General features: G+C 65.1%; 20 protein-coding genes. 8 read left to right on the top strand and 12 right to left on the bottom strand.

From position 1 onward, the window contains the following. Window positions 1-95: 95 nt before the first annotated feature. The 7 genes from QA649_RS13575 to QA649_RS13545 all read right to left on the bottom strand — a co-directional run bounded on the left by QA649_RS13575 (window position 96) and on the right by QA649_RS13545 (window position 8,778). On the bottom strand, window positions 96-611 hold the full coding sequence (locus QA649_RS13575; RefSeq protein WP_283024630.1) for a hypothetical protein: 516 nt from the start codon (window positions 609-611) through the stop codon (window positions 96-98). A gap of 338 nt (window positions 612-949) precedes the next feature. Beyond that, a complete protein-coding gene (locus tag QA649_RS13570; RefSeq protein WP_283024629.1) occupies window positions 950-2,818 on the bottom strand; it encodes an ABC transporter ATP-binding protein in 1,869 nt (622 codons plus the stop codon). A 102-nt stretch (window positions 2,819-2,920) separates the two neighbouring features. Next, complete coding sequence (locus QA649_RS13565) at window positions 2,921-3,847, bottom strand: glyoxylate/hydroxypyruvate reductase A (RefSeq protein ID WP_283024628.1); 927 nt, start codon at window positions 3,845-3,847, stop codon at window positions 2,921-2,923. A gap of 13 nt (window positions 3,848-3,860) precedes the next feature. Further along, on the bottom strand, window positions 3,861-5,189 hold the full coding sequence (locus QA649_RS13560; RefSeq protein WP_283024627.1) for an FAD-binding oxidoreductase: 1,329 nt from the start codon (window positions 5,187-5,189) through the stop codon (window positions 3,861-3,863). A gap of 40 nt (window positions 5,190-5,229) precedes the next feature. Continuing rightward, entirely contained in the window at window positions 5,230-6,105 is an 876-nt protein-coding gene (locus tag QA649_RS13555; RefSeq protein ID WP_283024626.1) for an ABC transporter permease, read from the bottom strand. 3 nt (window positions 6,106-6,108) lie between these two features. Next, window positions 6,109-7,059 carry an ABC transporter permease gene (locus QA649_RS13550; protein WP_283024625.1) on the bottom strand — a complete coding sequence of 317 codons (951 nt, stop codon included), beginning with the start codon at window positions 7,057-7,059 and terminating at the stop codon, window positions 6,109-6,111. A gap of 27 nt (window positions 7,060-7,086) precedes the next feature. Next, window positions 7,087-8,778, bottom strand: coding sequence for a peptide ABC transporter substrate-binding protein (locus tag QA649_RS13545; protein WP_283024624.1), 1,692 nt, complete (start codon window positions 8,776-8,778; stop codon window positions 7,087-7,089). 219 nt (window positions 8,779-8,997) lie between these two features. Here QA649_RS13545 and QA649_RS13540 point away from each other — a divergent pair, with 219 nt between their 5' ends. Both QA649_RS13540 and QA649_RS13535 read left to right on the top strand, forming a co-directional pair. Then, entirely contained in the window at window positions 8,998-9,630 is a 633-nt protein-coding gene (locus QA649_RS13540) for a cupin domain-containing protein (RefSeq protein ID WP_283024623.1), read from the top strand. Window positions 9,631-9,756: 126 nt separating this feature from the next. Next, on the top strand, window positions 9,757-11,625 hold the full coding sequence (locus QA649_RS13535; protein ID WP_283024622.1) for an ATP-binding protein: 1,869 nt from the start codon (window positions 9,757-9,759) through the stop codon (window positions 11,623-11,625). An 11-nt stretch (window positions 11,626-11,636) separates the two neighbouring features. On the opposite strand, the gene QA649_RS13530 is transcribed toward QA649_RS13535, so the two are convergent. Then, window positions 11,637-12,662: an AraC family transcriptional regulator gene (locus tag QA649_RS13530; protein ID WP_283024621.1), complete on the bottom strand. Its 1,026-nt coding sequence runs from the start codon at window positions 12,660-12,662 to the stop codon at window positions 11,637-11,639. Window positions 12,663-12,849: 187 nt separating this feature from the next. Here QA649_RS13530 and QA649_RS13525 point away from each other — a divergent pair, with 187 nt between their 5' ends. From QA649_RS13525 to QA649_RS13510, 4 genes are all read left to right on the top strand, one after another. Continuing rightward, window positions 12,850-13,299 carry a cupin domain-containing protein gene (locus tag QA649_RS13525; protein ID WP_283024620.1) on the top strand — a complete coding sequence of 150 codons (450 nt, stop codon included), beginning with the start codon at window positions 12,850-12,852 and terminating at the stop codon, window positions 13,297-13,299. Between the two features lie 100 nt (window positions 13,300-13,399). Then, a complete protein-coding gene (locus QA649_RS13520; RefSeq protein ID WP_283024619.1) occupies window positions 13,400-14,887 on the top strand; it encodes an NAD(P)/FAD-dependent oxidoreductase in 1,488 nt (495 codons plus the stop codon). Window positions 14,888-14,957: 70 nt separating this feature from the next. Beyond that, on the top strand, window positions 14,958-16,031 hold the full coding sequence (locus QA649_RS13515) for a hypothetical protein (protein WP_283024618.1): 1,074 nt from the start codon (window positions 14,958-14,960) through the stop codon (window positions 16,029-16,031). 90 nt (window positions 16,032-16,121) lie between these two features. Beyond that, the gene (locus QA649_RS13510) at window positions 16,122-17,105 is read left to right on the top strand and encodes an NAD-dependent epimerase/dehydratase family protein (RefSeq protein ID WP_283024617.1); all 984 of its coding nucleotides are present in this window, start codon (window positions 16,122-16,124) and stop codon (window positions 17,103-17,105) included. On the opposite strand, the gene QA649_RS13505 is transcribed toward QA649_RS13510, so the two are convergent. After that, a complete protein-coding gene (locus QA649_RS13505) occupies window positions 17,102-18,316 on the bottom strand; it encodes a cytochrome c peroxidase (protein WP_283024616.1) in 1,215 nt (404 codons plus the stop codon). The two genes, QA649_RS13510 and QA649_RS13505, sit on opposite strands and share 4 nt — an antisense overlap. A gap of 147 nt (window positions 18,317-18,463) precedes the next feature. Then, window positions 18,464-20,158: an alkaline phosphatase family protein gene (locus tag QA649_RS13500; protein ID WP_283024615.1), complete on the bottom strand. Its 1,695-nt coding sequence runs from the start codon at window positions 20,156-20,158 to the stop codon at window positions 18,464-18,466. 265 nt (window positions 20,159-20,423) lie between these two features. On the opposite strand from QA649_RS13500, the gene QA649_RS13495 reads away from it, so the two are divergent. Further along, on the top strand, window positions 20,424-21,590 hold the full coding sequence (locus QA649_RS13495) for a beta-propeller fold lactonase family protein (protein WP_283024614.1): 1,167 nt from the start codon (window positions 20,424-20,426) through the stop codon (window positions 21,588-21,590). 38 nt (window positions 21,591-21,628) lie between these two features. Here the strand turns inward: QA649_RS13495 and QA649_RS13490 are convergent, their stop codons facing one another. Further along, window positions 21,629-22,147 carry a GNAT family N-acetyltransferase gene (locus QA649_RS13490; protein WP_283024613.1) on the bottom strand — a complete coding sequence of 173 codons (519 nt, stop codon included), beginning with the start codon at window positions 22,145-22,147 and terminating at the stop codon, window positions 21,629-21,631. A gap of 12 nt (window positions 22,148-22,159) precedes the next feature. After that, the gene (locus QA649_RS13485; protein WP_283024612.1) at window positions 22,160-22,951 is read right to left on the bottom strand and encodes an ABC transporter substrate-binding protein; all 792 of its coding nucleotides are present in this window, start codon (window positions 22,949-22,951) and stop codon (window positions 22,160-22,162) included. Between the two features lie 234 nt (window positions 22,952-23,185). Between QA649_RS13485 and QA649_RS13480 the strand changes: the two genes are divergently transcribed. After that, complete coding sequence (locus QA649_RS13480) at window positions 23,186-24,379, top strand: efflux RND transporter periplasmic adaptor subunit (RefSeq protein ID WP_283024611.1); 1,194 nt, start codon at window positions 23,186-23,188, stop codon at window positions 24,377-24,379. The last annotated feature ends 5 nt before the right edge of the window (window positions 24,380-24,384 follow it).

Below are 24,384 nucleotides of genomic sequence, written 5' to 3'. Positions count from 1 at the left end.
CGTCAAGACTCAATCCAGACCAGAAGCCGAGCCAACACCGCGGCTTTCACTCACGTACGATACCAAACCGACGTTCTTCCGTGAGCACACTTGCTTCATCGCTCGTTCGCGGACGCATCGCGGCTACGAGCCATCGTGCCCGCCGCAACCTGAAGCGAAGAACCGACCACCCAACAGCCGGCAACAAAGCCTATCAGGCCGTTGGGCAGATTTTGATCAAGGACAAGGATGCTGACGGACAGAGTTGCGGCAATCGCCGCGCCGAACGTTCCGGCCGCACTCATGATCTCAGCCGGCTCGGAGCCGGTCCATTCCTCCGAGATGCTCGATGTCGGCTTGTGTGCGACATTGCCGGACAAATCAATTCCGACATAATAGCTGACAGCTCCGTAGAGCATAGTCAGGAGCACAATCCAGCCGCTTTCAAACAGTCCGCCTTTCTGACGCAACAGGGTTGCACCGACATAGAGGCCGCAAGAGGCCCCAACGGCCGCCAGCCCGATTCTTTCAAGGATATGGGCCGACTTGATCAGGCTGGAACGGGCGATCCGAAGACTGCCGACGTGCCTTCTGAGGGAGAATGCGCTGGAAATTGCGCTGTTTATCTTCATTGGGGGGCTCCTTCTGAGTAATTGGCAGCCTACTGGCTGACCCCAAATAGAATCTGCCTGGACGAGTTTCTCGATGCCCTCGATTCCAATTTCTGAAAAATCTGTGCTGAGTGATGGGGCTGGCTTGCTCGTGAGCAAGAGAGGAGCCCAAAGCTGCGAGCACGCGGCTGCGCAGGCATTGCATCTCACCCGCGTTGGTCAATCAGGTCCGGGTGCGGCAATTTCTTACAGGAGTGTTAGTTCAGAAAGAGAGTGATGGACTATGAAGCGGTTCACATACCGCTGTTTCCTGTCGCTCCATCCGGTCACGATTTCCGGAGGACGCGTGAAGCTCGCAGTCAGGCCGACCACTCCTCGCCCCAGACCTGGACGACGTGTCCTGGCGATACTTCGCGATATTGCCGTACCGGCGGCTGGTAATCCGGTGCGCGCATCGGGCTTCTGATCTCATCGTTGGAGGCTTCACGCTTGGTGCCGCGGCGCGACGGGTCTGGCACCGGCACTGCCGCCATTAGCTTCTTGGTATAGGGATGCTGCGGATCGCCGAACACCGAAGCGCGCGGGCCGATCTCGACGATCTCGCCGAGATACATCACCGCGACGCGATGGCTCATCCGCTCGACCACCGCGATGTCGTGGGAAATGAAGAGATAGGCGAGGCCCATGCTGGCCTGGAGGTCGAGCATCAAATTGACGACCTGTGCCTTGACCGAGACGTCGAGCGCGGACACCGCCTCGTCGGCGACGATCAGCTTCGGTCCGAGCGCGAGCGCGCGCGCAATGCAGATGCGCTGGCGCTGGCCGCCGGAGAATTCATGCGGGAAACGCGCGGCCATGTCGGCCGCAAGACCAACACGCACGAGCAGATCGGCAACCTTGTCGCGGGCCTGCGCGGCAGTGGCGAGGCCGTTGGCGAGCAGAGGGGCCGCGATCGCCGTTCCCACCGACATGCGCGGATTGAGGCTCGCGAACGGATCCTGAAACACGATCTGCATGTGCTTGCGGAAATCGCGCAAGGTGCGGCCGTTCATGGCGAGAACATCCTGACCGTCGATCAGGACCGTCCCGCTGTCGGGCTCGAGCAGCTTGAGGATGGAGCGGCCCGTCGTCGACTTGCCGCAGCCGGATTCGCCGACCAGCGCCAGCGTCTCGCCGGCGCGCAGGGTGAAGGAGACGTTCTCGACCGCGTGCACGCGGCCCGAGACTTTTCCGAACAAGCCCGAGCGGATTGGAAAGCGCGTGGTGAGGTTTGAGACTTCCAGCAGCGGCCGCTCGGCGATCGAGACCGTATCGGGGGTCTCCATCGGCTCGTCCGATGTGCCCGTCGCCTTGTCGACGATCGGAAAACGCATCGGCCGCTGGCGCCCGTCCATCGAGCCGAGCCGCGGCACGGCCGCGAGCAGCGCACGGGTATAGGGATGCGCGGGCGCGGCGAAGATGCGCGAGGTGGTATCCGTCTCCACCGCCTGCCCGCCATACATCACCACGGTGCGATCCGCGATCTCGGCGACCACGCCCATATCGTGAGTGATGAAGAGGATCGACATCCCCTCCTCCTGCTGAAGCTCCTTCAGCAGTTCCAGGATCTGGGCCTGGATGGTGACGTCGAGCGCGGTGGTCGGCTCGTCGGCGATCAGAAGCTTCGGCTTGCAGGCCAGCGCCATCGCGATCATCACGCGCTGGCGCATGCCGCCGGAGAAACGATGCGGATGCTCGTGGAAGCGCGACTTCGCCGCCGGGATACGGACGCGATCGAGCAGACGGACGGTCTCGGCCTCTGCCGCCGCGCGCGACAGGCCGCGATGCTGGATCAGCGCTTCCGCGATCTGGAAGCCGATGGTGAGCACCGGATTGAGGCTCGTCATCGGCTCCTGGAAGATCATGGCAACGTCGTTGCCGCGAATGTCCTTCATGCTCGCTTCGGGCAGCGTCAGGAGATCGCGCCCGGCGAGCGTGACGCGGCCCTCGACGCGGCCGATCTCCTTCGGAACGAGCCGCATGATCGAGAGCGCAGTGACGCTCTTGCCCGAACCGGACTCGCCGACGATCGCCACGGTTTCGCGGGGCGCAATCTCGAAGGAGACGTTGCGGACGACGGGGACCCATTGCCGCTCGAGCATGAAGGACGTGGTGAGGCCGGCAACCGACAGCACCGGCGCCTGCGCCTCGGCAACGATCTGGTCGGATGCGTTAGCGCCGATGCTCATGCGATGCCCCTGGAGCCTGCCGCGAAGAAGGTGTGCTCCCTCCCCCGCTTGCGGGGGAATTGAACGCGTGGCTGCACCGATGCTCTCATCACCATCGAGCCCTCAGTAACCACGCATGCGGTCGACACGTCCCGGCAAGGCCTCGCCGCGGCGGTGTCGCGCGATGGTATCAAGCACATAATCGACCGCCGTTTCCGGCTTTGTCGTGCTGGCGATGTGCGGCGTCAGGAGAATGCGCGGATGAGTCCAGAACGGATGCCCCGCAGGCAGCGGCTCGGGCTCGGCGACGTCGAGCACGGCAGCCGACAGCACACCGCTGTCCAGCGCCGCGATGAGGTCCGCCTCGACCAGATGCCCGCCCCGCCCGACATTGAGCAGCCGCGCACCGCGCGGCAGGCGCGCGAACAGCTTTGCGTTGAGGATACCGCGCGTTTCCGAGGTCAGCGGCAGCAGACAGACCAGAATGTCGGCCTGCCCCAGGAAATCCGGCAAGGCGTCCGCGCCCGCATAACAGGTGACGCCGTCGATCTCGCGCGGCGAACGGTTCCAGCCGGAAAGCGAGAAGCCGAACGATTTGAGCCGTTCGAGCACCGCCTGACCGAGCAGGCCGAGCCCCATCACGCCGACACGCCGCTCGCTCGTGTACGTCGCCGGAAGCTCGCGCCAAACCTGATCGCGCTGCTGGGCGATGAACTGCACGAGATCGCGATGCAGCGCCAGCACCGACATGCAGGCATATTCGACCATGCGATCGGTGATACCGGGCTCCATCATGCGGACCAGCGGAACATGCGGCGGCAGCTTGGTGATGTCGAACTGGTCGACGCCGGCACCGACCGAGAAGACCAACTCGAGATTGGGGAACGTCGTCGCGATGTCGTCCGGCGGTACCCAGGTCACGAGATAGCGCACCTCCGCGGGATCGCCGATGTCGGGCCAGAGCCGGAACGGCATGTCGGGCGCGCGCTCCGCGAAGAAACGCGCCCACTCCGCGCCGCGCACCGTGTTGGCCTTGTAGAGAACCGTCATGTCACAGGCATCCTCAGAACGGGCTGACCGGCGCGAGCCGGCGGCCGTCGATCATGCGCTTGTGACTGTAGGCGGCGGGATCGACCAGCGGCGTCGATCCGGTCACGATATCGGCGGCGAGCTTGCCGGCCGCCGGGCCGATGCCAAAGCCGTGGCCGGAGAAGCCGGTCGCGAGGAAGAAGCCCGGCAGTGCATCGACCGGCGAGATCACGGGAATGGTGTCCGGGGTGCAGTCGATCGTGCCGCCCCAGGCTTCCGCGATCTCGATGTCCTTTAACTCGGGATTCGACTTGATCAGCGCCGCGAGCGCGGCGGTGACCAGCGACATGTCCGGCGCCGGGTCGCGCACGCGCTCGGCCTCGAACGGCGACGGCTTGTCAAAACTCCAGCTCGTGCCGCGCATGAGCTGGTCGAAGAACGACTTGCCGAACGACAGTTTCAGTCCATTCTTGCGATGCAGATAGGTCGGCCAGAAGGTGCGCGCGTAACGGAACAGATCGGGCGACAGCTCGACCGTGCCGCGGTTGCGCAGCGCCAGCGTGAAGCCGCCGTCGAGGCGGCGGCGGATGCAGTAGAAGTCGGTGCCGAGCGCGCCCAAGGTGATCTCCGGCCCCGGCGTGGTCCGGCATGCGGTGGCATTGACGAGGCCGATCGGCAGCTCGATGCCGTGACGGCGGCAGAACAGCGACGACCATGCGCCGCCCGACAGCAGCACGGATTGGGTGCGAATGGTGCCCTTCTCGGTGACGACGGCGCTGACCCGCCCGCCGGTCGTCTCCAGTCCGCGCGCGGCGCAGCCCTGATGGATGGTGACGCCGTGTTTTCGCGCAGCAGTGGCGAGAGCCGGCACGGCCATCGACGGCTCGGCGCGGCCATCGCTCGGCGTGTGCAGGCCGCCGACCCATTTGTCGGCATTATCAGGCAAGCGCTCGGCGACCTCGGCCGGCGTCAGCACGGTGGAGTGGACCTGCTGCTCGCGCGCGATCGCGGCCCAACGCTCCCAGCCGGCGAGCTCGTCCTTGCTCTTGGTGAGGAACAGGACGCCGGTGCGGCGAAAGCCGGCATCGACGCCGGCGTCGTTCTGCATGTCCTCCCACAGCCGCAGCGCCTCGCGCGCGAGCGGGATTTCCTCGCGCGCGCGGCCCTGCTGGCGGCACCAGCCCCAATTGCGGCTCGACTGCTCGCCGCCGACATGACCTTTCTCGACGAGGGCGACGGAATGGCCCTTCTTCGCGAGATGATAGGCCGCGGAGACGCCGATCACGCCACCGCCGATGACGACGACATCCACCTGCGCCGGCAGGCGTTCGTCGCTATTTATACGGTTGAGCGGCGGGGACATGGGGCACTCCTGGCATTCAGTTCGGTCGAGCTCTTGCTCGTCATGGGATGTTCATTCGCGGATCCAGCGCATCGCGCAGGCCGTCACCGAGAAAGTTGAAGCTGGTCACCGCGAGCGTGATGGCGACGCCAGGCACAATCGCGAGCCACGGCGCGCTGGTGAGATAGATCTGCGCGTTGTTGAGCATGTTGCCCCAGCTCGCGGCCGGCGGCTGGATGCCGAAGCCGAGATAGCTGACATAGGATTCGAGCAGGATCGCCTTGGCGACGTTCAGCGTCGCCGCCACCACGATCGGCGCGATCGCATTGGGCACGAGCTCGCGGAACATGATGCGCAGGTTCGACGACCCGAACGCGAGCGCCGCCACGGCAAACTCGCGCTCGCGCAGCGACCGCACCTGGGCTTCGACGACACGGGCAACCGCCATCCAGGCGGTGGCTGCGATCAGCACGGTGGTGGTGACGAGGCCGGGCTCGGTGAGCGCCGCGAGCGCGAGCAGCAGGAAGATGGTCGGAAAGCACAGCACGGCGTCGACGAGCCGCATCAGGACCGCACCGACGGCGCCGCCATAAAAGCCGGCGAACGCGCCGACCACGATACCGACTGCCATCGCCATCACCATCGCGACGATGCCGATCGAGAGCGAGACGCGTCCGCCCATCATCAGGCGCGCCAGCACGTCGCGGCCGAGCTCGTCGGTGCCGAGGATATGCGCGCCCGACAGCGGCGGCGCGAACCGCTTCATGATGTCGATATAGGTGTCGTCGAACGGCAGCAGATAGGGGCCCAATGCCGAGCCGAGCACGAGGACGAGAATGATCATCGCACCCGCAAGCGCAAGACGATGACGGCAAAAGCGCCGCCACGCGGCCTGGCCGGGCGTGCGCTGGACAGTGGAGAGGGCCGCAGTCGCCATCGCCTAGCCCACCCGGATGCGCGGATCGACGACGGCATAGAGGATGTCGGCGAGCAGCGAGCCGATCAGCACCATCGTCGCCGAAAACATCAGGATGCCCATCACCACGGGATAGTCGCGGTAGCCGATGGAATCCAGGAACAGACGGCCCATGCCGGGCCAGGTGAACACGGTTTCCGCCACCAGCGCGCCGCCAAGCAGCGTCGGAAACTGCAGGCCGGCCACCGTGATCATCGGCAGCAGCGCGTTGCGCAAGCCGTGCACGGTGAGGATGCGCCATTCCGGCATGCCCTTGGCGCGCGCGGTGCGGATGTAGTCCTGGTTGATCACCTCCAGCATCGAGGAGCGCATGAAGCGCCCCCACATCGCAGTCTCGACCAGCGCGAGCACCATCGCCGGCGCGATCAGATGATGCAGCAGATCGAGGAAGGAGCCGTCGCCGATGGTCTGGCGATTGCCGGCCGGGAGCCAGCCGAGCTTGACCGAGAACACGTAGATGGTGACGAGGCCGAACCAGAAGGTCGGGATCGACAGCGCGATCATGGCCCCTACAGTGGCGAGCGTATCGAACACCGAATAGCGGCGCAGCGCGCCAAGGATGCCGATCCAGCAGCCGAGCAGCACCGCGATGATGGTCGCCGTCGCCATCAGCTCCAGCGTCGCGCCGAGATGCGAGGAGATCACCGACAGCACCGCCTCGCCGTCGCGATAGGACTTGCCCCAATCGCCTTTCAACATGCGGCCGAACCAGTCGAGGTACTGGATCGGCAGCGGCCGATCGAGGCCGAGCTGCCTGGTGACGCGGTCGAGATCCTCCTGCGTCATCTGGCCGGAGACGGCAAACTGCGAGAGTGGGCCGCCCGGCGCCAGGTGCAGAATGGCAAAACCGATCGCCGAAACGATCACGAGCAGCATGATCGCCTGTGCCAGGCGATTGGCGACGTAGCGGGCCATCTCAGGCGATCCAGCCGGCCTGAGACATCAGGCCCAATACCATTCGCGCATGTTCCAGCTGTTGATCGACATGTTGATGTTGGGACGGAAGCCTTGCAGCCCCTCCTTGATGCCCTCGGCGATGAAGCTCTGAAACAGCGGCAGGATGGCGAGGTCGTTGCGGATGAGCTTTTGCAGCTCGCCATAGGTCGCCTTGCGCTGCGCCAGGTCGAATTGCTTGGCGCCCTGGGACAGCAGCCGGTCGGCCTCCGCGTTCTGGTATTGATAGGTGTTGTAGCCGCGGCCGCCCTTGGCGGGAATAGCGCCGGAGCCGAAGCGCGGGGTCACGTCGGGGTCGCTGCCCAGCATGAAGTTCACGCCGACGATCACCGAATTGAACTTCGATTGCTGCCAGAAGTCACCCCAGATCACGGCCGCCGGCATGTTGTTGACGCGCATCGTTGCGCCAATGGCTCGCCAGTCCTGGATCAGGAGCTGCTGGCACTGCTCGCGCACGGCACTGCCCGCCGTCGTCGAGTTGGTGAACTCGAGCTTGACGCCGCCCTTTTCGCGAATGCCGCTGGAGCCGCGAACCCAGCCCGCAGCGTCGAGCAGCGCATTGGCCTTGGCAGGATCGTATTTGTGCTGCGGCAGCCCCTGCTGGAACGACCAGGCCTGCTGCGGCACGAAGCTCTCGGTCTGCGTCGGCAGGCCGTAATAGAGCGCATCGATGATCGCCTGCTTGTTGATGCCGAGATAGAGCGCCTCGCGCACGGCGCGGTCGGTGAAGGGACCGAAGTCGAGGTTGGGCGCGATATGCTCTACCGAAGACGTCGAAGAGACGAAGATCTTGCGGCCCTTCAGCGTCTTCGCCTCCTGCACGAAGTTCGGCAGGATGCCCGCAAGGCCGGTGTAGTCGACCTGTCCGGTGCGGAATTGGGTGTAGAGCACGGTGAGATCGGGGATGTATTTGAAGACCACGCGTTCGACGTACGGCCCCTTGCCGTGATAGCCGGTGTGGGCATTCAACTGGATATGATCGCCAGGCACGCGCTCGCCCCAGCGGAATGGACCGGTCCCGACCGGCGCATTGTGGAACGGCGAGGCGTTCGGATCGGACACCTTCTCCAGGATGTGCTTGGGCACGATGAAGGTGAACGACGCCAGGATCGACATGTACGGCGAATAGGGCGCTTCCATCCGCCAATGAATCTCGTCGGGCGCGACGACGGTGATGTCCTTGACGAGGCTATGGCCGACCCGGCTGCGCGCGCGGAAACCGGGGTTGTTGATCAGCTCGATGGAGAATTTGACGTCCTCCGCCGTGAACGGCGTGCCGTCGTGCCATTTCACGTCGCTGCGGAGCTTGATCTTCCAGGTCAACCCGTCGGCCGACAGGCCGCCATTCTCGAGGGTCGGGACTTCGCGGGCGAGGTCGGGAACGAAATTCCCGTCGGGATCGATGTACCAGAGCGGCGAAAACACCTGCCACCAGATGCCCTGATCGACCTCGATGCCGGGCATCAGCGGATGGAAGACGGTCGGCTCCTGCGAGAGCGCCGCGATCACCTGGCCGCGCGGCTTGTCCGGCGGACTGGTCGGGCGCTCGGTCTGCGCAAAGGCGCTGCCCGCGAGACTCCATCCCGCCGCGGCGCCGACGCCAAGCTGGAAGAATTGACGGCGATTCGGAACTCCGAGATGCACTGCCCCAACGCCGAACCTGCCGGTGTCGTCTGCCATGACCCACTCTCCTTGTCGCACGCGGCACCGTCTCCCGCGCCCCCGAGACCCCGGCAAGGGACAAGGAGTGGGCTTTAGTGCTTCTAAATTTTTCGATCAAAAGTTCATCATGACTAAATACAGCTGTCAATCACATTGCTAGGATGCGCGACCTTTTCACTGTGACCGAACCTCGGACCCGATGCGGTCGCGGGGTAAGACGATGCATGGGAGAGCGACATGGATGGTCGCGGCGATACGAACGGCACCAAGGACGTCCCGGCGGTCGAGGCCGACGATGCGGTCGACCAGCGTCTCGGCGAGACCGTGCGGCTGCTGCGCCAGCGCGCCGGGCTCTCGATCCAGGACGTCGCCAACAAGACCGGCCTCTCCAACGGCATGATCAGCCAGCTCGAACGCGCGCGCGCCATGCCGTCGATCCGCACGCTGCGCCTGCTCAGCATCGCGCTCGACGTGCCGATCTCCTACTTCTTCGAGACCAGCGATCCCGACAACGTGCAGCGCTACATCGTGCGCAAGAACGCCAGGCGCCTGCTGCGGCTCACTGCCAGCGGCGTCGTCAAGGAAGCCCTCACCCCCGACGGCAAGGGCCAGCTCGAGCTCTACGAGCTCACGCTCAATCCCGGGGCGTCCTCCGGCACCGACTTCCTCCAGCACACCGGTGAGAAGGCCGGCTACATCCTGTCGGGCGGCCTGCGGCTGTGGCTGGACAACCAGGCCCATCTGCTCGAGGCCGGCGACAGCTTCCGCTTCCCGAGTATCGTGCCGCACATGTTCGACAACCCGACTCAGCAGGTCGCGCGCGCAATCTGGGTGACGACGCTGCTCAAGACCGATTCGCCGCCAGGTTGAAGCATGTTCCCTGTTCCCGGCGGCCTCCGGGGATGCAAATTGACCCTCGACGGAGAGCCGGGCAGTCTGTAGCTCACATGATGCCGGGCTCGTCGACATGCGCGGCTGACGTCTTTGGTGTGAGACATGAAACTCAGGGGGCTTCTGACACTCGCGATGACCGTGCAGGTCGTCGTGACCGCCGCAGCCCTCCTCGCCTCCTATGCCGTGACCGGAGCTGCCGGCGGCTTCGGCACGCCCCAGATCATTGCCCTGCTCGCAAGCGCCGTCATTGCGGCGCTGATCGCGCGTCTGTGCACGCGTGCGATCGAGACGACGCAGCACGATCAGGCCGCCGCAGCCCTGGCGAATCAGGCGAAGGCCGTCGCCGAGAGCGCGCAGATCACGCAAGCCATCATCAAGACCGCGCTCGACGCCTTCGTTCAGACCGATGAGCGCGGCATCGTCCTGGAGTGGAGCTTCCAGGCCGAGGCCCTGACCGGGTGGTCGCGACAGGAAGCGCTCGGCGCCGACGTCGTCGAGCTCCTCATCGCCGCGCCGCTCCGCGACGGCTTCCGGCAACGCATGATGCGGCTGCTGCCGGAACTGGCGCATGCGCCGATCGGCATCCGCTTCGAGGCGAGCCTGCTGCACAGGAACAGTGACGCGATCCTGATCGAGGCATCCAGCACGGCGCTGCGTCTCGGGGGACGCCAGATCATCAACACCTTCGTCAAGGACGTCACGCAGAAACGGGCCGCCGAGGAGCAGCTGATCCAGGCGCAGAAGATGGAGGCGGTCGGACAGCTCACCGGCGGCATCGCGCACGAATTCAACAACATGCTCACCGTGATCACCGGCACGATCGAGATCCTCGCCGACGCCGTGAAGGACAATCCGCCGCTTGCGACCATCACCAAGCTGATCAGCGAGGCCGCCGATCGCGGCGCCGCGCTGACATCGAGCCTGCTGTCCTTTGCCCGCAAGCAGGCACTCCAGCCGGCCGAGATCGACGTCAACGAGCTGCTCGAGGAACTGGCCAAGCTGTTGCTGGCGACCTTCGACAAGAAGATCGAGATCGTGACCAAGCTGGACACCAATGTCTGGCTGGCTTTCGCCGATCGCGGTCAACTGAGCTCGGCGCTGCTCAACCTCGCCATCAACGCCCGCGATGCCATGCTGGGCGGCGGCAAGCTCACGCTGACGACGCGCAACGTGGTGTTCGGCGTCCGCGAGGCCGTGGCGGTCGGCGCCGGCTATGCCGGCGACTATGTCGAGATCGAGATCGCCGACACCGGCACCGGCATTGCCCGGGCCATTCTCGAACGCATCTTCGATCCGTTCTTCTCGACCAAGGAAGTCGGCAAGGGCACCGGGCTCGGGCTCAGCATGGTGTTCGGCTTCGTCAAGCAGTCCGGCGGCGGCATCAAGGTCGCCTCCACCGAAGGACGCGGCACGACATTCACGATGTATCTGCCGAAGGCCGAGACCAGCACGCTTCGCCCCGCCGGCTATGACGAGCGAAAGGTCGTGGGCGGCAAGGAAACCATCCTGTGCGTCGAGGACGACCGCGACGTCCGCCAATACGTCACGGTGCAGCTCGAGAGCCTCGGCTACAAGGTCATCCCGGCCGCCAACGCCACCGAAGCGCTCACCATCGCGGCGGAAGGCAAGGCGTTCGACCTGCTGTTCACCGACATCGTCATGGCCGGCGGCATCAACGGACGCGAGCTCGCCGAGCAGATGGTGGCCGCGCGGCCCTCGCTCAGGGTGCTGTTCACCTCGGGCTACGCGTATGACTCGCAAGCTCTGGGCCGCGCCACGATGAGCGCACCGCTGCTGACGAAGCCATACCGCAAGGCCGAGCTCGCACGCATGCTGCGCCGCTCGCTCGACACCGCCGTCGATTCCGCGGGCGATGCGATCCCGACGCCCTACTCGGTGCAGGCGGACGTCGACGGCTTCCTGCGCAGGCAGGCGGCTGAAGACGGCGGCACCACGCGATCGCGAAAGTAGCCGCCTCGGGCCTAGCTCATCCTTCGCCGCAGCGTCGCCGACGGCGTCTCGCCGAATTTTTCGCGGTAGGCGCCGGCCATGCGACCGAGATGGGTGAAGCCGAGGTCGAAGGCGATCCCGGTGATGGAGGCATCAGGCGCGGCCTGCGCGAGACGCGCGTGCAGGCCGGCAAGGCGCATGTCGAGCAGCATCTGTGAGATCGAGACGCCAAAGTGACGGCGGAAGCCGAGCTGGAGCGCGCGGATGCCGATGCCGGAGGCGCGGGCAAGCTGCACGAGGTCGAGCGGCTCGCCGGCATTGTCCGCAAGATGGTCGCGCGCTGCGCGCAGTGCGCGCGGCAGTCGCTCGGCTTGGCCCGAGAACGTCCGGATCGCATCCGACAAGCCATGCCGCTGCCCGTTGAGGAGGTGATCGAGCATCGCCTCGTGCCAATCGGCCATCGCGACCGGCGACAGCCTGCCGGACGGTCCGAGGCGCTCGGCAATCAGCGTCAGCTCGGCAAGACTGGATTGCAGGCGGCGTCCGGACGGTGTGTCCAGGTCGATCGCAGGATCGAACTCAACCGCACCAGTCGCCCTGCCCGACAGCGCTGCGGCGCGCTGCTCGACCAGACGGCGGTCGAGCAGCAGGATCGCCTGCGCGCAATCGCTCCACATCATCCGGGTCGGAATAGTCGGCGACAGTAGCGATGCCGTCCGGCCCGGACTGGCATCGAGCTCGCCGGCGCCGGCACGTATGCGGGCCGAGCCCGTGAGCGGGACCTGCACCAGGAAGAAGCGCTCGAGGCAGCCGGGATCGATGCTGACCGATCCGCCATAGGCGACGTAGTTGATGGAAAATCCGTCGAAGGCCGCGCAATTGTGCCGGGCGGAGAAGCCAGCCGCGCGTGGCCGTGACGGTGTGAGATCGTGCGGGCAGAAGATGCGCCCGATCTGCTCGGCCGCTTCGTCGACATCGTCAGTGGTGACGCGGGCGAAAGCCGCAAGCCGTTCGGCTGCGGACGCCCTTGCGCTCACCTCCTGCACGGCTGCGGACATCGTGGACCACGCTTCGCGTCACGGAATGTTTTAAGCCTATAATAGTCCACCCAACGCGAAAAGGGCCGCCCCCACAAAATTGTCGTGCTGCACGGCAATAGCCGCATCCGGATTCGTTTAGCGGATAGACAGGCGACCCATGGCTGGCCGAAGCTCCCTCCCCGCCGGAATCCATGAGGAGCAAGCCATGACTGCACTCGAAAAGGGCATTACCACGAACGGCACGGGCTATGGCGGCAAGAGCTGGAACATCCTTGGCCAGGTCTACTTCCCCAAGGCCGTCACCGATTCTACCTTCGCGTTCGAGACCAACAGCGATCCCGGCCAGTTCGTGCCGGTGCACATCCACCCGACCCAGGACGAGTTCATCCTGGTGCAGGAAGGCACGCTCGACCTCAAGCTCGACGGCCAGTGGGTCAAGGCCCATGCCGGCGACCTCGTGCGCATGCCGCGCGGCATCCCGCACGGCTATTTCAACAAATCCGACAAGCCGTGCCGCGCGCTGTTCTGGGTCTCGCCGATGCAGAAGCTGGAGGCGCTGTTCAACCAGCTCCACAATCTGACCGACCCGGCCGAAGTCGTGCGCATCTCGGCGCTGCACGAGGTCGATTTCCTGCCGCCCGAGGCCAACGACTAGCCGTCGCCGTATCGTCCACTTTCATCTGCTTGCAGGTCTTGCCGGCCGCGCCTTGCGGCTGAACGCGGCCGCTTGCGCACGAAACACATCGAGCAATCTCATGATCAGTCCCAAGCATGTCTGCGTGATCGGCGCCGGCGTCTCCGGCCTTGCCGCCGCAAAGGCGTTCGCCGCCCGCGGCCACCGCGTCACCATCGTCGAGCGTAGCGGCGATCTCGGTGGCGTCTGGGAGCCGGCGCGCTCCTATCCTGAGGTGCAGACCCAGAGCCCGAAGGATCTCTACCGCTACACCGATCGCGCTATGCCGGACGCCTATCCGGAATGGCCGACCGGGCCGCAGGTCCACACCTATCTCTCCGACTACGCGAGGAGTTTTGGCCTCGACCGCATGTTGCGCCTCAACACGGAGGTCGCCGGCATGGCACGCCGCGCCGACGGCAGACCGGGCTGGAGCCTCACCCTGACGAGCAAGGACGGCACGACGAACGAAGATTTCGATTTCGTCGCGGTCTGCACCGGCCAATTCAACGAGCCGCGCGAGCTGCATTGTCCGGGCGAGGACGGTTTCCTGGCGTACGGCGGCCAGATCCTGCACTCGTCGAAATACGGCGATCCGGCGCTGGCGAAAGGCCGCCGCGTCGTCGTGCTCGGTGGCTCGAAATCAGCGACCGACATCGCCGTGAACGCTGTGAAATCTGGCGCCCGCGAGGTCACCATCGTGATGCGCGAGCCGGTCTGGCGCATCCCCTATTTCATCGGCGGGCTCGTGAACTTCAAACGCATCCTCTACATCCGCGCGCAGGAGGAGATGTTTCCGGGCTGGGGCGCCAGCGCGATGGCAAGGCTTGCCCATCGCATCGCCGCGCCGCTGGTCTGGGCCAACTGGCGCGGGTTGGAGAGCCTGTTGAAGGCGCAGCTCAAGCTCAAGCAGTGCAAGATGGTGCCGGCGGAGCGGATCGAGGACGGCGTCAACTGCTCGGTGCCGATCGCAACGCCGGGCTTCTACCCGATGGTCGCAGATGGCCGCATCAAGGCGGTGTTCGGCACGTTCGATCATTACGAGGGCGACAGCATCGTGATGAGCGGCGGTGAGCGCGTCGGTGCCGATGTCGCGGTGCTCGCGATCGGCTACAAGCTCGGCGTGCCGTTCCTGCCCGAGGCCTATCGGCAGAAATTGGTCGATGCCGACGGGCAATACCGGCTCTATCGCCTGATCGCCAATCCCGATCTGCCGGAGCTCGGCTTCGTCGGCTTCAACTCGTCGTTCTGCACCGTGCTCTGCGCCGACCTCGCCGCCAACTGGCTGGTGCGCTACGCCGACGGCCAGCTCGCGAACCAGCCGACGGCGCAGGCGATGCGCGACAACATCGAGATGATGCTGCACTTCAAGCGCATCGAGCGGCCGGCGGCGGGCGTCTATGGTGGCCTCTGCGTCGCGCCCTATCACTACCGCCATTTCGACGAGCTGATGGCCGATATCGGCGCGAAGGAGCAGAAGCGCGGCGGGCTCAAAGGACGCTTCCAGCCGCCGGACGCTGATGCCTATGCCAAGTTCCTGGCGACGGCGCCGGATTACCGGGCGGCGTGAGAGGAGAATTGCGGCTGCGCGCGTCTGATGCTTACGATCTCCCTGGCCATCGAATCGACGGGGAACCGCCATGGGATCGAGACGACTTGCCGCCGCGGCCTTTGCGGCTGTTGCCTTCTTCGTCGCGACGCCCGCCGTTGCACAGAGCGGCGCGCCGACGCCAAAGCAATCGGAAGCGCTTGCCACCTACGAGCGCGCGCTTGGCGATTTCAAATCGATCCTCGCCGAGCGGCGGCGCCAGATCGAGGCGAAGGAGCCGCTGCCGAACCTGCCGGGACAGGCGCTCTATCTCGCACGCGTCGCCGTCATCAGCAGCTACAAGGATCTCACGGACGCCATGCCGTCTCGGATCGGCAAGCCCAACAAGTTTGAGATTCCTCCGGCCTATTTCGATGTCGCCATCGAACCCCTGATCGACGAATATGCGCGGCTGTTCGATATCATGGAGGCGCCGCCGGCTAATGCACAGAACTCGGAGACGCCGTTCAGGGACGTCGTCGATCTCGCGGCCGCGATCGCGCGCGCCAAGGGGCTTTCACCTGGTCACGCCGAAGCCGCAGGGCGCATCAGCCTGGGACTGTTCTTTGCCGAGACCAACGGCAAGCAGAATGTCCGCAACGGACGTTCGAACACCTATATGGGCAGCTTCCAGACTGGTCCGTCCGAGGACCGCAACGGCCGCAGGAAATGGGAGGCCATCAAGGGCGAGATCGCAGCGATCGATCCGGACCTCAGCGCGCGCGACGACAGGGAGGAAGCGCGCGCCCGCGGCACCGATCATCGCTTCAACCACTGGACCAATGTGCGCGACGGCCTGATGAACGCGCATGCGGATATCTTCCGGGAGATCCCGGCAATCGTGAAGACGCTGCCCGACCCGATCGACCAGATGAAGCTGTTCGAGCTGATCCAGATCGTCCCGACCCCGACAAGGTCCGCGCTCAAATCGGGCGATCTGCTGAATTACAGGGTGTCCAGCCCCACCATCATGAAGCATCTGCGCAACAACAGCATTTTCGCGTTCGGACAGGCTGACCGGGCAAGGACCTCGGCGAGCTTCCGCGAGATCCTAGCCGCGATGTGGCTGTTCAACCGGAAGTTCGAGAAGGCAATGGCGAAATATGCGGAGATCAAGCCGCGCTGAGGAAGCGGTTTGCAACTGCTACCGGACGTCGTAGGTTTCCTCTCCCACTCGTGATCGGGAAGGAAGCGCCACGATGTCATCGGCCATCTCATGCGCCTGCTAGTCCTCGGCGGCAGCCAGTTTCTCGGGCGCGCGATCGCCACCCATGCCTGCGCGGCCGGGCACGACGTGACTTGCGCGGCCCGCGGCCTCGCGGGACCGATCGCGGCGGGCGCCCGCTTCGTGATGATCGACCGCGACAGCGTTGACGGGCTTGCGCCGCTCGCGGGCGGGACGTTCGATGCCGTGGTCGATGTCTCGCGCCATCCCGGTCAGGTTCGCCGCGCGGTGGCGGCGCTGAAGCGGCCGGGCGTGCACTGGAGCTTCGTCTCGACCGTCAGCGTCTATGCGGACAATCGCACGCCCGGGCAGCGCGCCGACACGGCATCGCTCCGCGAGCCCGTAACAGTGGATATCGAGCACACCACCGACGCCATCTATGGCGCCGCCAAGGTCGCCTGCGAACAGGCGGTCGGCAGCGACGCCTTCATCTGCCGGGCCGGCCTGATCGTCGGGCCGGAGGATCCGACGGGACGGTTTTCGTACTGGCCGGCGCGACTGGTCCGCGGCGGCGAGGTGCTGGCACCGGGATCGCCTGATGACGCCGTCCAGTTCATCGACGTGCGCGATCTCGCGCAATGGATCGTGCATGCGGCAGAGGTCGGCCTGACCGGCATCTATGACGGCATTGGGCCGGTTCGCACGCGCGGCGAAGTTCTGGCCGAGTGCGCATCCGCGCTGAACCCGTCCTGCAAATTCACCTGGATCGATCGCACCTTCCTTGAGGCGCATGACGTCCGGCGCTGGGTCGGCCCGCGGTCGCTGCCGATGTGGCTGCCCCTGCCCGACTTCGCGGGCTTCATGACGCGCGATACCTCGCCGGCGCGCGGGGCCGGGCTGACCTCACGCCCACCAGCCGTCACCGCGCGCGATACGCGCGCCTGGCTCCGCCGCAGCAACGGACCTGTCGTCGGACTGACAGAGGATGAGGAGAAGGCCGTGCTCGCCGCATGGCATGCGGGCAAGGCGAGCTAGTTCTCCACTTTGTAACCGTCCGTCAGCGTCTTCAGGAAGGCGATGATGTCGGCCTCGTCCTGCTCCGTCATCGCCGGCTTGTCGCCGGGATGGCGATCGAACGGCGGATCGGTGACATCCACATTGGCGTGATATTTCGGCGGCAGGTCGTCGTACTTCAGCACCGTGCCGTCAGCGGCGCGCGGAAACACCTTTTCCGGATTGGTGTCGCGGAAATTGTAGAAGTCCATCACCTGCTGAAGGGTGCTGAAGACGCCATTGTGGAAGAAGGCGTGACGCGTCGCCGTATTGCGCAGCGTCGGCGTCAGGAACATGCCGCAATATTGCGTCTGCTCGAGGATGTCGGTGCGCTGCGGACCGCAGACGCCGAGGTCGAAATAATCGGGATCGCGATTATTGGTGAGCACGGTATTGCGTGGCGCGCCGAGCGCCTCGTATTGATGATCGGTGAACAGCGGCGGCAGGCCGTCGCGGGTCGGGGCCGAGGTGTGGCATCCCGCGCAATTGGCCTTGTCGGGGTCGTTGAACAATTGCAGTCCGCGCAGCTCGCTCTCGGAAAGCCGGGCCTTGCCTTCGAGCCAGTAGTCGTACTTGCTGGTGTAGGGATGGAAGCTCGGCTCCTCCACCTGATAGCGCGCGACCGCGAACATCGCTTCCGCAATCAGGAGCCGCTGATTTCTCAGCACGCCGGCGCCGAACAGTTCGACGAAGCGGTTGGCATAGGACGCGCGTCGCAGCTTGTCCGCGACGATCTTGGCACTGCCGCCGTCCATCTCGTTGGGATCGAGCAGCGGAAACAGCGCCTGGTCCTGCAACGTGTCGGCGCGGCCGTCCCAGAACAGGCCGCCCTGCGGCACGATGTTCGTCGATGCGCCGGTGCCGCCCGCGGTCTTCGTCGTGCGCGCCGACTGCTGGCCGATTGCGGCCATCTGCGCGAGGTCGATGATGTTGTCGTCGTCGCCCTTGTCGGGGCCGATGCTGAAATTCGGATGGCGGTCGAGATAGGTCAGCGACGGCACCGCGCGTGCGCCCTGCCGCGACAGGGTGGCGCCGCCAAGCATCACCGGTCCGTCATTGGGCGGCCCATAGGCGTGATCCGGGCTGTGGCAGGAGGCGCATGACAGCGCTCCGGACGAAGAGAGCGAGGCGTCGTAAAAGATCTCCTTGCCGAGCTGTGCCATCGCCGACAGAGGAGCGACGGGCGGACGCATGAGACGGACCGGGTTCGGGTTCACACCCACTTTATTCGTCTCTGCAAATCCTTTCGTTCCGGCAGCAAAGACGGCGCCGGCCAGACAAAGCAAGCCGGCGCCGAGGAGCCACATGGTGCGGCTGTTCATTAGAAGAGTACCGTTGGACTAGTGGTGGTGGTGCTCGTCCGGCGGGCTCGTGATGACGGTGCCGGAGGTCGGATCGAGGAAAAGGGCATCGGCCCGGAGATCGTGGCTGTGATCATGGTCGAAGTCGAACAGGTCCATGATCGATCCCGTGGTGGCGTCGAATGCGCCGCCGCCGAGCCGCTGGCCGTGCAGCCAATTGTCCTCGATGAAGCGAACCACCGAAGCCTGCGTCGTATAGGTGTGGCTGACATAGTTCGTCCTGGCGTAGGGCGAGACCACGATCAGGGGAACGCGCGTGCCGGGGCCGCAGCGGCCGTTGACCGGCTGGCCTCCGAGCCCCTTCGGCGCTGGCTGCTTGCCGGCGCCGAGGCCGCAGAGGCCGGGGCCGTTGACCTGATCGGCGGTCGGATCATACGAGGCGCTCTTCGGCGCGACGTACTGGTGGTCGTACCAGCCGTCGGAGTCGTCATAGGTGATGATGACCGCGGTCTCGCGCCACTCCGGCTGCTTCTGTAGGAAGTTGATCAGCTCGACATTGCCGACCTGCTCGTCGAGCGGATCGGAGTTGCCGGCATGACCGTCCTGGAAGGCCGGCATCTTGATGTAGGAGACGGCCGGGAAATTGCCGGCCTTCACCGCGGCATAGAAGTCCTCGAGATCGTAATTGTGATTGGCCGGATCGACCTTGCCGTTGAGGTCATGGGTATGGCCGATCGCACGGACCGAGCTCGGCCGCGCATGGGTCGGGTTCGCCGTCGACTCGTGATACTGGAAGAAGGCGTGATGCGGGGTGTAGTCCACGATCGTGCCGTTGACGTTGCTGGAGAAGGTGCTGCGGGCGCAGCCCGTCGTCCCGTTGGCATTCTTGAGCGTGAGGTCGAAGCCGCCCATGAAGCTGCCCCAGCTGATGTGCTCGGCGTTGAGCAGGTCGCCGATATTCTTGCCGCCCATCAGCATCGTGCTCGTCGTGCTCGAGCAGACGTCGTTGCCGGGGTCGGTGTCGCCGGTCAGTGTCAGGCCGCCCTGACCGTCGGCGATCGACGATGACGTGCCGATGACCGGCTGCACGCCGTTGGTTTGTGCGGCGACCACTTCGAGCATGCCGGGCGTCGACGGGCCGAACGTGTCGGTCCAGTTGTTGTCGCTCATGGCGAAGTGCTGGGCGTAGTTCCAGAAGGCGGTGACGGTGTTGCCGTCGAAATAGCCCATCACCTGCCCGTTCGTGCCGAACGCGCCGGCGCCGCCGGCGGTGCCGCGCCCAGTGAATTTCGGGAACAGGTCTGCCTTGCCGTTGTCCACGGCCTGCTGCTCGGGCGTGTAGGCATGGTTCTGCGAGCGGGTGTTGGCCTGGGTGCGGTCGAGACGGAACGGGTCGGTCGCGCCAGTGCCGTTGGCCGGGCTGTCGTTCGGATTGTTCACCAGCAGATTGGCCGTGACGAGGTTGTTCACCTTCGGCGTATGCGGCTTCGGCACGAAGGGAATCGAGCCGGACGGATTGGCCGCGTTCGGATAGGTCGCGAAATAATGGTCGAACGAGCGGTTCTCGTTGAAGATGATCACGAGATGCTTGATCGGCGTTTCCGTATGAATGTCGTGCGGATGACGGTGATGATCCCGGTCCCGACCGAAATCGTCTGCGAGGACGGGAATGCTGCACGCGAGTGCCGTCGCGGCCGCGAAGAACGCGACCGTCGTCAGAAATCTGGTTTTCATTGTTGTGTTGCCCCGAAGGATTGACGCCGACGCTCGGGAACGTAATGGCGGCGGATGACAGCGCTGTGTCAGTTTGACGCACGAGACACTTTGCGCAGTAGCCGAGACGAGATTTTTCACGCAGCCGCCTGCTTCGCGCCGTCCTTACCGAGGCATGCAGGTTTATTCCGTGGGCGACGGCAAAAATGATCGCGCCCGGATTGTTGCGCCATGCGCCCGGTTGCATTTAGCTTTGCCGGACAAGAACAAAGTCTCAGGGGGAAGCATGACAACCGCTCTTCACAGGCGCAGGCGCCGTGCCGCTCTGGTCGCCACGTCTCTGGCCGGCCTTGCCAATTTCGCCCACGCCGAGATCGTCGTCAGCGCCAATGACGGCAAGATGGTGCTGGAGAACGGCACTGCCGTGGTACGCAAGCAGCCGCTGCCGGATACGGTCAGCGTCATCGACTTCACCGACGGCGCGTTGAAACTGCTGGGCGAGGTGCCGGCGCCTGCCAGCGTGGTCGGCCCGCCGCCGAGCGTGGCAATTGCGCCGGACGGTGCCTTTGCGCTGGTGACTGGCGCGATGAAGATCGATCCGGCGGATCCGACCAAGGCGGTGCCTGACGACAAGCTCTCGGTCATCGACCTGAAGTCCTCCCCGCCTAAAGTGCTCGCGACCCACCAGGCCGGCGCGGGCGCGGCCGGCGTCTCGATCAATCGCGCGGGCACGCTGGCGCTCGTTGCGAACCGCAGCGAGGGCACGGTCTCGGTCTTTGCGATCAGCGGGAGCACGCTGACGCCGGCCGGCAAGATCCAGCTTGGTGATGCCAAGTCGGGCCCGAGCCACGCCGTGTTCTCGCGCGACGGCGCGACCGCGCTGGTCACCCGCGACGGCGACAGCAAGATCTCGCTGCTCACCGTGGACGGGACCAAGGTCGAGTACGCCAAGCGCGACCTCTCCGCGGGCATCCGCCCCTACGACATCGACCTCACCGGCAGCGCTGCGGCCGTCGTCGGCAATGTCGGCGCCGGCAGCGGCGACAACGACACGATCAGCCTGATCGACATGACCGCCAAGCCGATCCGCGTCGTCTCGACCGTCACCGTCGGGCAGACGCCTGAGGCGGTGAAGATGTCACCGGACGGCAGCCATGTCGCAGTGACCGTCATGAACGGCTCGAACAAGCCGTCGGCCTCGCCCTTCTTCAACGATTTCGGCCTGCTCAAGGTCTACAGGATTTCGGGGACCGAACTCACGCCAGTGGCGGAAGCCAAGATCGGCCATTGGTGCCAGGGCATGGTTTGGTCGAAGGACTCCAAGCATGTCGTTGCGCAGTGCATGGTCGAAAACGAGCTGATCGCGTTCGCGTTCGACGGCAAGGCGCTGACCAGGACGTCCACGCTCAAGCTGCAGGTGAGCCCCGCGGGCATTCGCACCGCGGAGCCCTGAGGCGGCCGTAATAGCAAACGAGAAGCCTGCAAAGGCCGTCAGAGCCGCTTTGTGAAATGATAGCGACGAATGCCGCCGCCCAGTGTCTTGTTGCTGGCGGCATCGGCAATTTCTTCGCGCACGTTCTCGTATCCGGCGTTTCGATACAGCGCCAGCGCGTCCTGCTGAAGCTCGGACGTACTCAACTGCAATTGCAGCCGATTGCGGCGACGGCACTCCTGCTCCGCAAACGCCATCATCCGTCGCGCGATACCCCGGCGCCGCGCGCCGGGAGCAACGTACATGCGGCGCAATTCCATCGCGTGCTCGCCCTGGGCCTCCAGTCCAAACATGCCGACCATTTCGCCGTCATCGACGACGACCCAGAAACCGCCGTTCCTGCTCGCATAGTAATCGGAGAGACGATCGATCTCCTCCGCGAGGGAGCGGGTGATGTATCCCTCAAACGCCTCCGCCAGATGTGCAGGCGCCAGCAGACGATTCACCTGTATGAACAGCTCCCGCACAGCGGCTGCATCGGCCGGCGAGAAAGCGCGGATCTGGAGCTCGCTTGCCACTGCGCCACCCGCCTATTCGGTGCGGATCGGCGTGTCCTTCAGCCCGTTATTGTCATAGGCCTTCCGCAACGTGCCGTTCGTCACCGCTTCGTTCATGAATTTGGTGACGAAAGCCAGCGCCTGGCTATGGCCGAGCGGGACGGCGACGGCGGTCACCGTCTTCTTGAAGGTCTCGTCGAGCACGCGTGTCCCCGGAATCTTCTGCGCCATCTTGTTGAGCTGGTCGCGTGACAACGCGAAGGCGTCGATCTCGCCGCTCTTCAGCAGGCCGAAGATTTCATCGTATGTCTGATAGCCCGTCACCGTCGCGTTCTTCAGATGCGCAATGGCGCCGCGCATGGTGGTCGTGGCGTTGACGGCCGCAACCTTGATGCCCGCCTGGTCGAGCGTGGCGAAATTGGTGATGCTCGAACCCGGCTTGACGATGTAGGTGGCGTCAGCGACCTCGTAGATCGGGCCGAACAGCATCTTGGTCTCGCGCTCGGGATCCTTGGGCAGCCATGTGACGTCCCAGGTGCCCTTTGAGGCGGCGTCAGTGATCTGCCCGGAATTCTGGTGCACGACATATTCGACGGGTACACCGAGCTGCGCGGCCATCTCCTTGCCGAGATCGACGGGCACGCCGGCGTAGCCTGCTTCCGTCTTGGTCGACCAGAACGCGCCGCCCGCCGGGCTGATCGCGATCGCAACCCGGAGCTTGCCGGTCGGCGCGACCTCGTCCTTCACGCCATCGGCTAGCGCGGGCATGGCGAGGGTCGCTGCGAGAACGAGGCCGGCAAGGGCCGAGTGGAGGATCGTGGGCATGTCATGTGCTCCTCACCTTTTTTCTTCTTTCAACTGCTCCGTCTCCGGCACACCGCCCGACACAATTCTGGTCGATCGTGCGCGCGGTGAAAAGCGGTTTCTCATGACAAACCTGCCAAAGGCCACGGCGCGGGTTGCTGTGCAAGGCCGGCGACTGCCATGGCTATGGTGTTCCACGGCCGGGCGTTTATTGGTAGCCTGCGGCACCGACAGACAGAAATCGGGGGCCACCGAATGACCTGCGCGAATCCCACATCGCTCGCCCATCGCAATGGCGCGTGGAGACATGTCGGACGGGCGCTGGCCGCCGCGAGCGCCGTGATCGCGCTCGCCGGCTGCGAGGACAAGAACACCTTCGTGGCCCCGCCACCGCCGAAGGTGGATGTGGCTACACCGGTGCAGCGGCCGGTGACGCGCTATGTCGAGGCCACCGGCAACACCGCGCCGATCAAGAGCGTCGATCTCGTCGCACGCGTGCAGGGCTTCCTACAATCGATCGACTATCAGGACGGCAGCTTCGTCAAGCAGGGCACCCAGCTGTTCACGATCGAGCCGGAAACGTACAAGCTCAAGGTCGAGCAGGCGAAGGCCGCAGAGGTCGGCGCGCAGGCCACGGTCAAGCAGGCGGAAGCCGATTACAAGCGGCAGGTCGAGCTGGTGCAGCGCCAGGCGGTCTCGCAGTCCACCCTGGACACCTCGACATCGACCCGCGACAACGCTCAGGCCAGCCTCCAGCAGGCCCAGGTCAATACCAGGCTCGCCGAGGTCAATTACGGCTACACCAACGTGACCGCGCCGTTCGACGGTATCGTCAGCGCGCACCTGGTTTCGGTGGGCGAGCTCGTCGGCGTCTCCTCCCCGACCCAGCTCGCGACCATCGTCGCCATGGACCCGATCTGGGTGAACTTCACCGTCAACGAGCAGGACGTCCTTCGCATTCGCGCCGAAGCGACCCGCCGCGGGCTGACCGTCGCCGACCTCAAACAGTTGCCGGTCCAGGTGGGCCTGCAGACCGAGACTGGCTATCCGCATGAAGGCCACCTCGACTACGTCTCGCCGACCCTCAACACATCGACAGGCACGCTCGCGGTGCGCGGCGTCATACCCAACGACAAGCGGGCGCTGCTGCCCGGCTATTTCGTCCGCGTCCGCGTGCCCTTCGACCAGGAGAAGAGCGCCCTCCTCGTCCCCGACACCGCGCTCGGCAGCGACCAGGGCGGCCGCTATCTCCTCGTCGTCAACAACGACAATGTCGTCGAGCAGCGCAAGGTGCAGATCGGGCCGACCGACAACGGCCTGCGCGTGGTCGAAAGCGGCCTCAAGCCGGACGACCGCGTCGTGATCGCGGGGCTGCTGCGCGTGATCCCGGGCCAGAAGATCGACCCGCAGGTGACGAAGATCGACCAGTCCCAGGCGTCCACCAAGTAGGAGCC

The organism is Bradyrhizobium sp. CB1717 (genome assembly GCF_029714325.1).
Lineage (GTDB): Bacteria > Pseudomonadota > Alphaproteobacteria > Rhizobiales > Xanthobacteraceae > Bradyrhizobium.
Note: the sequence above shows the minus strand (reverse complement) of the source record. Positions and strands in the feature narration are given on the sequence as shown.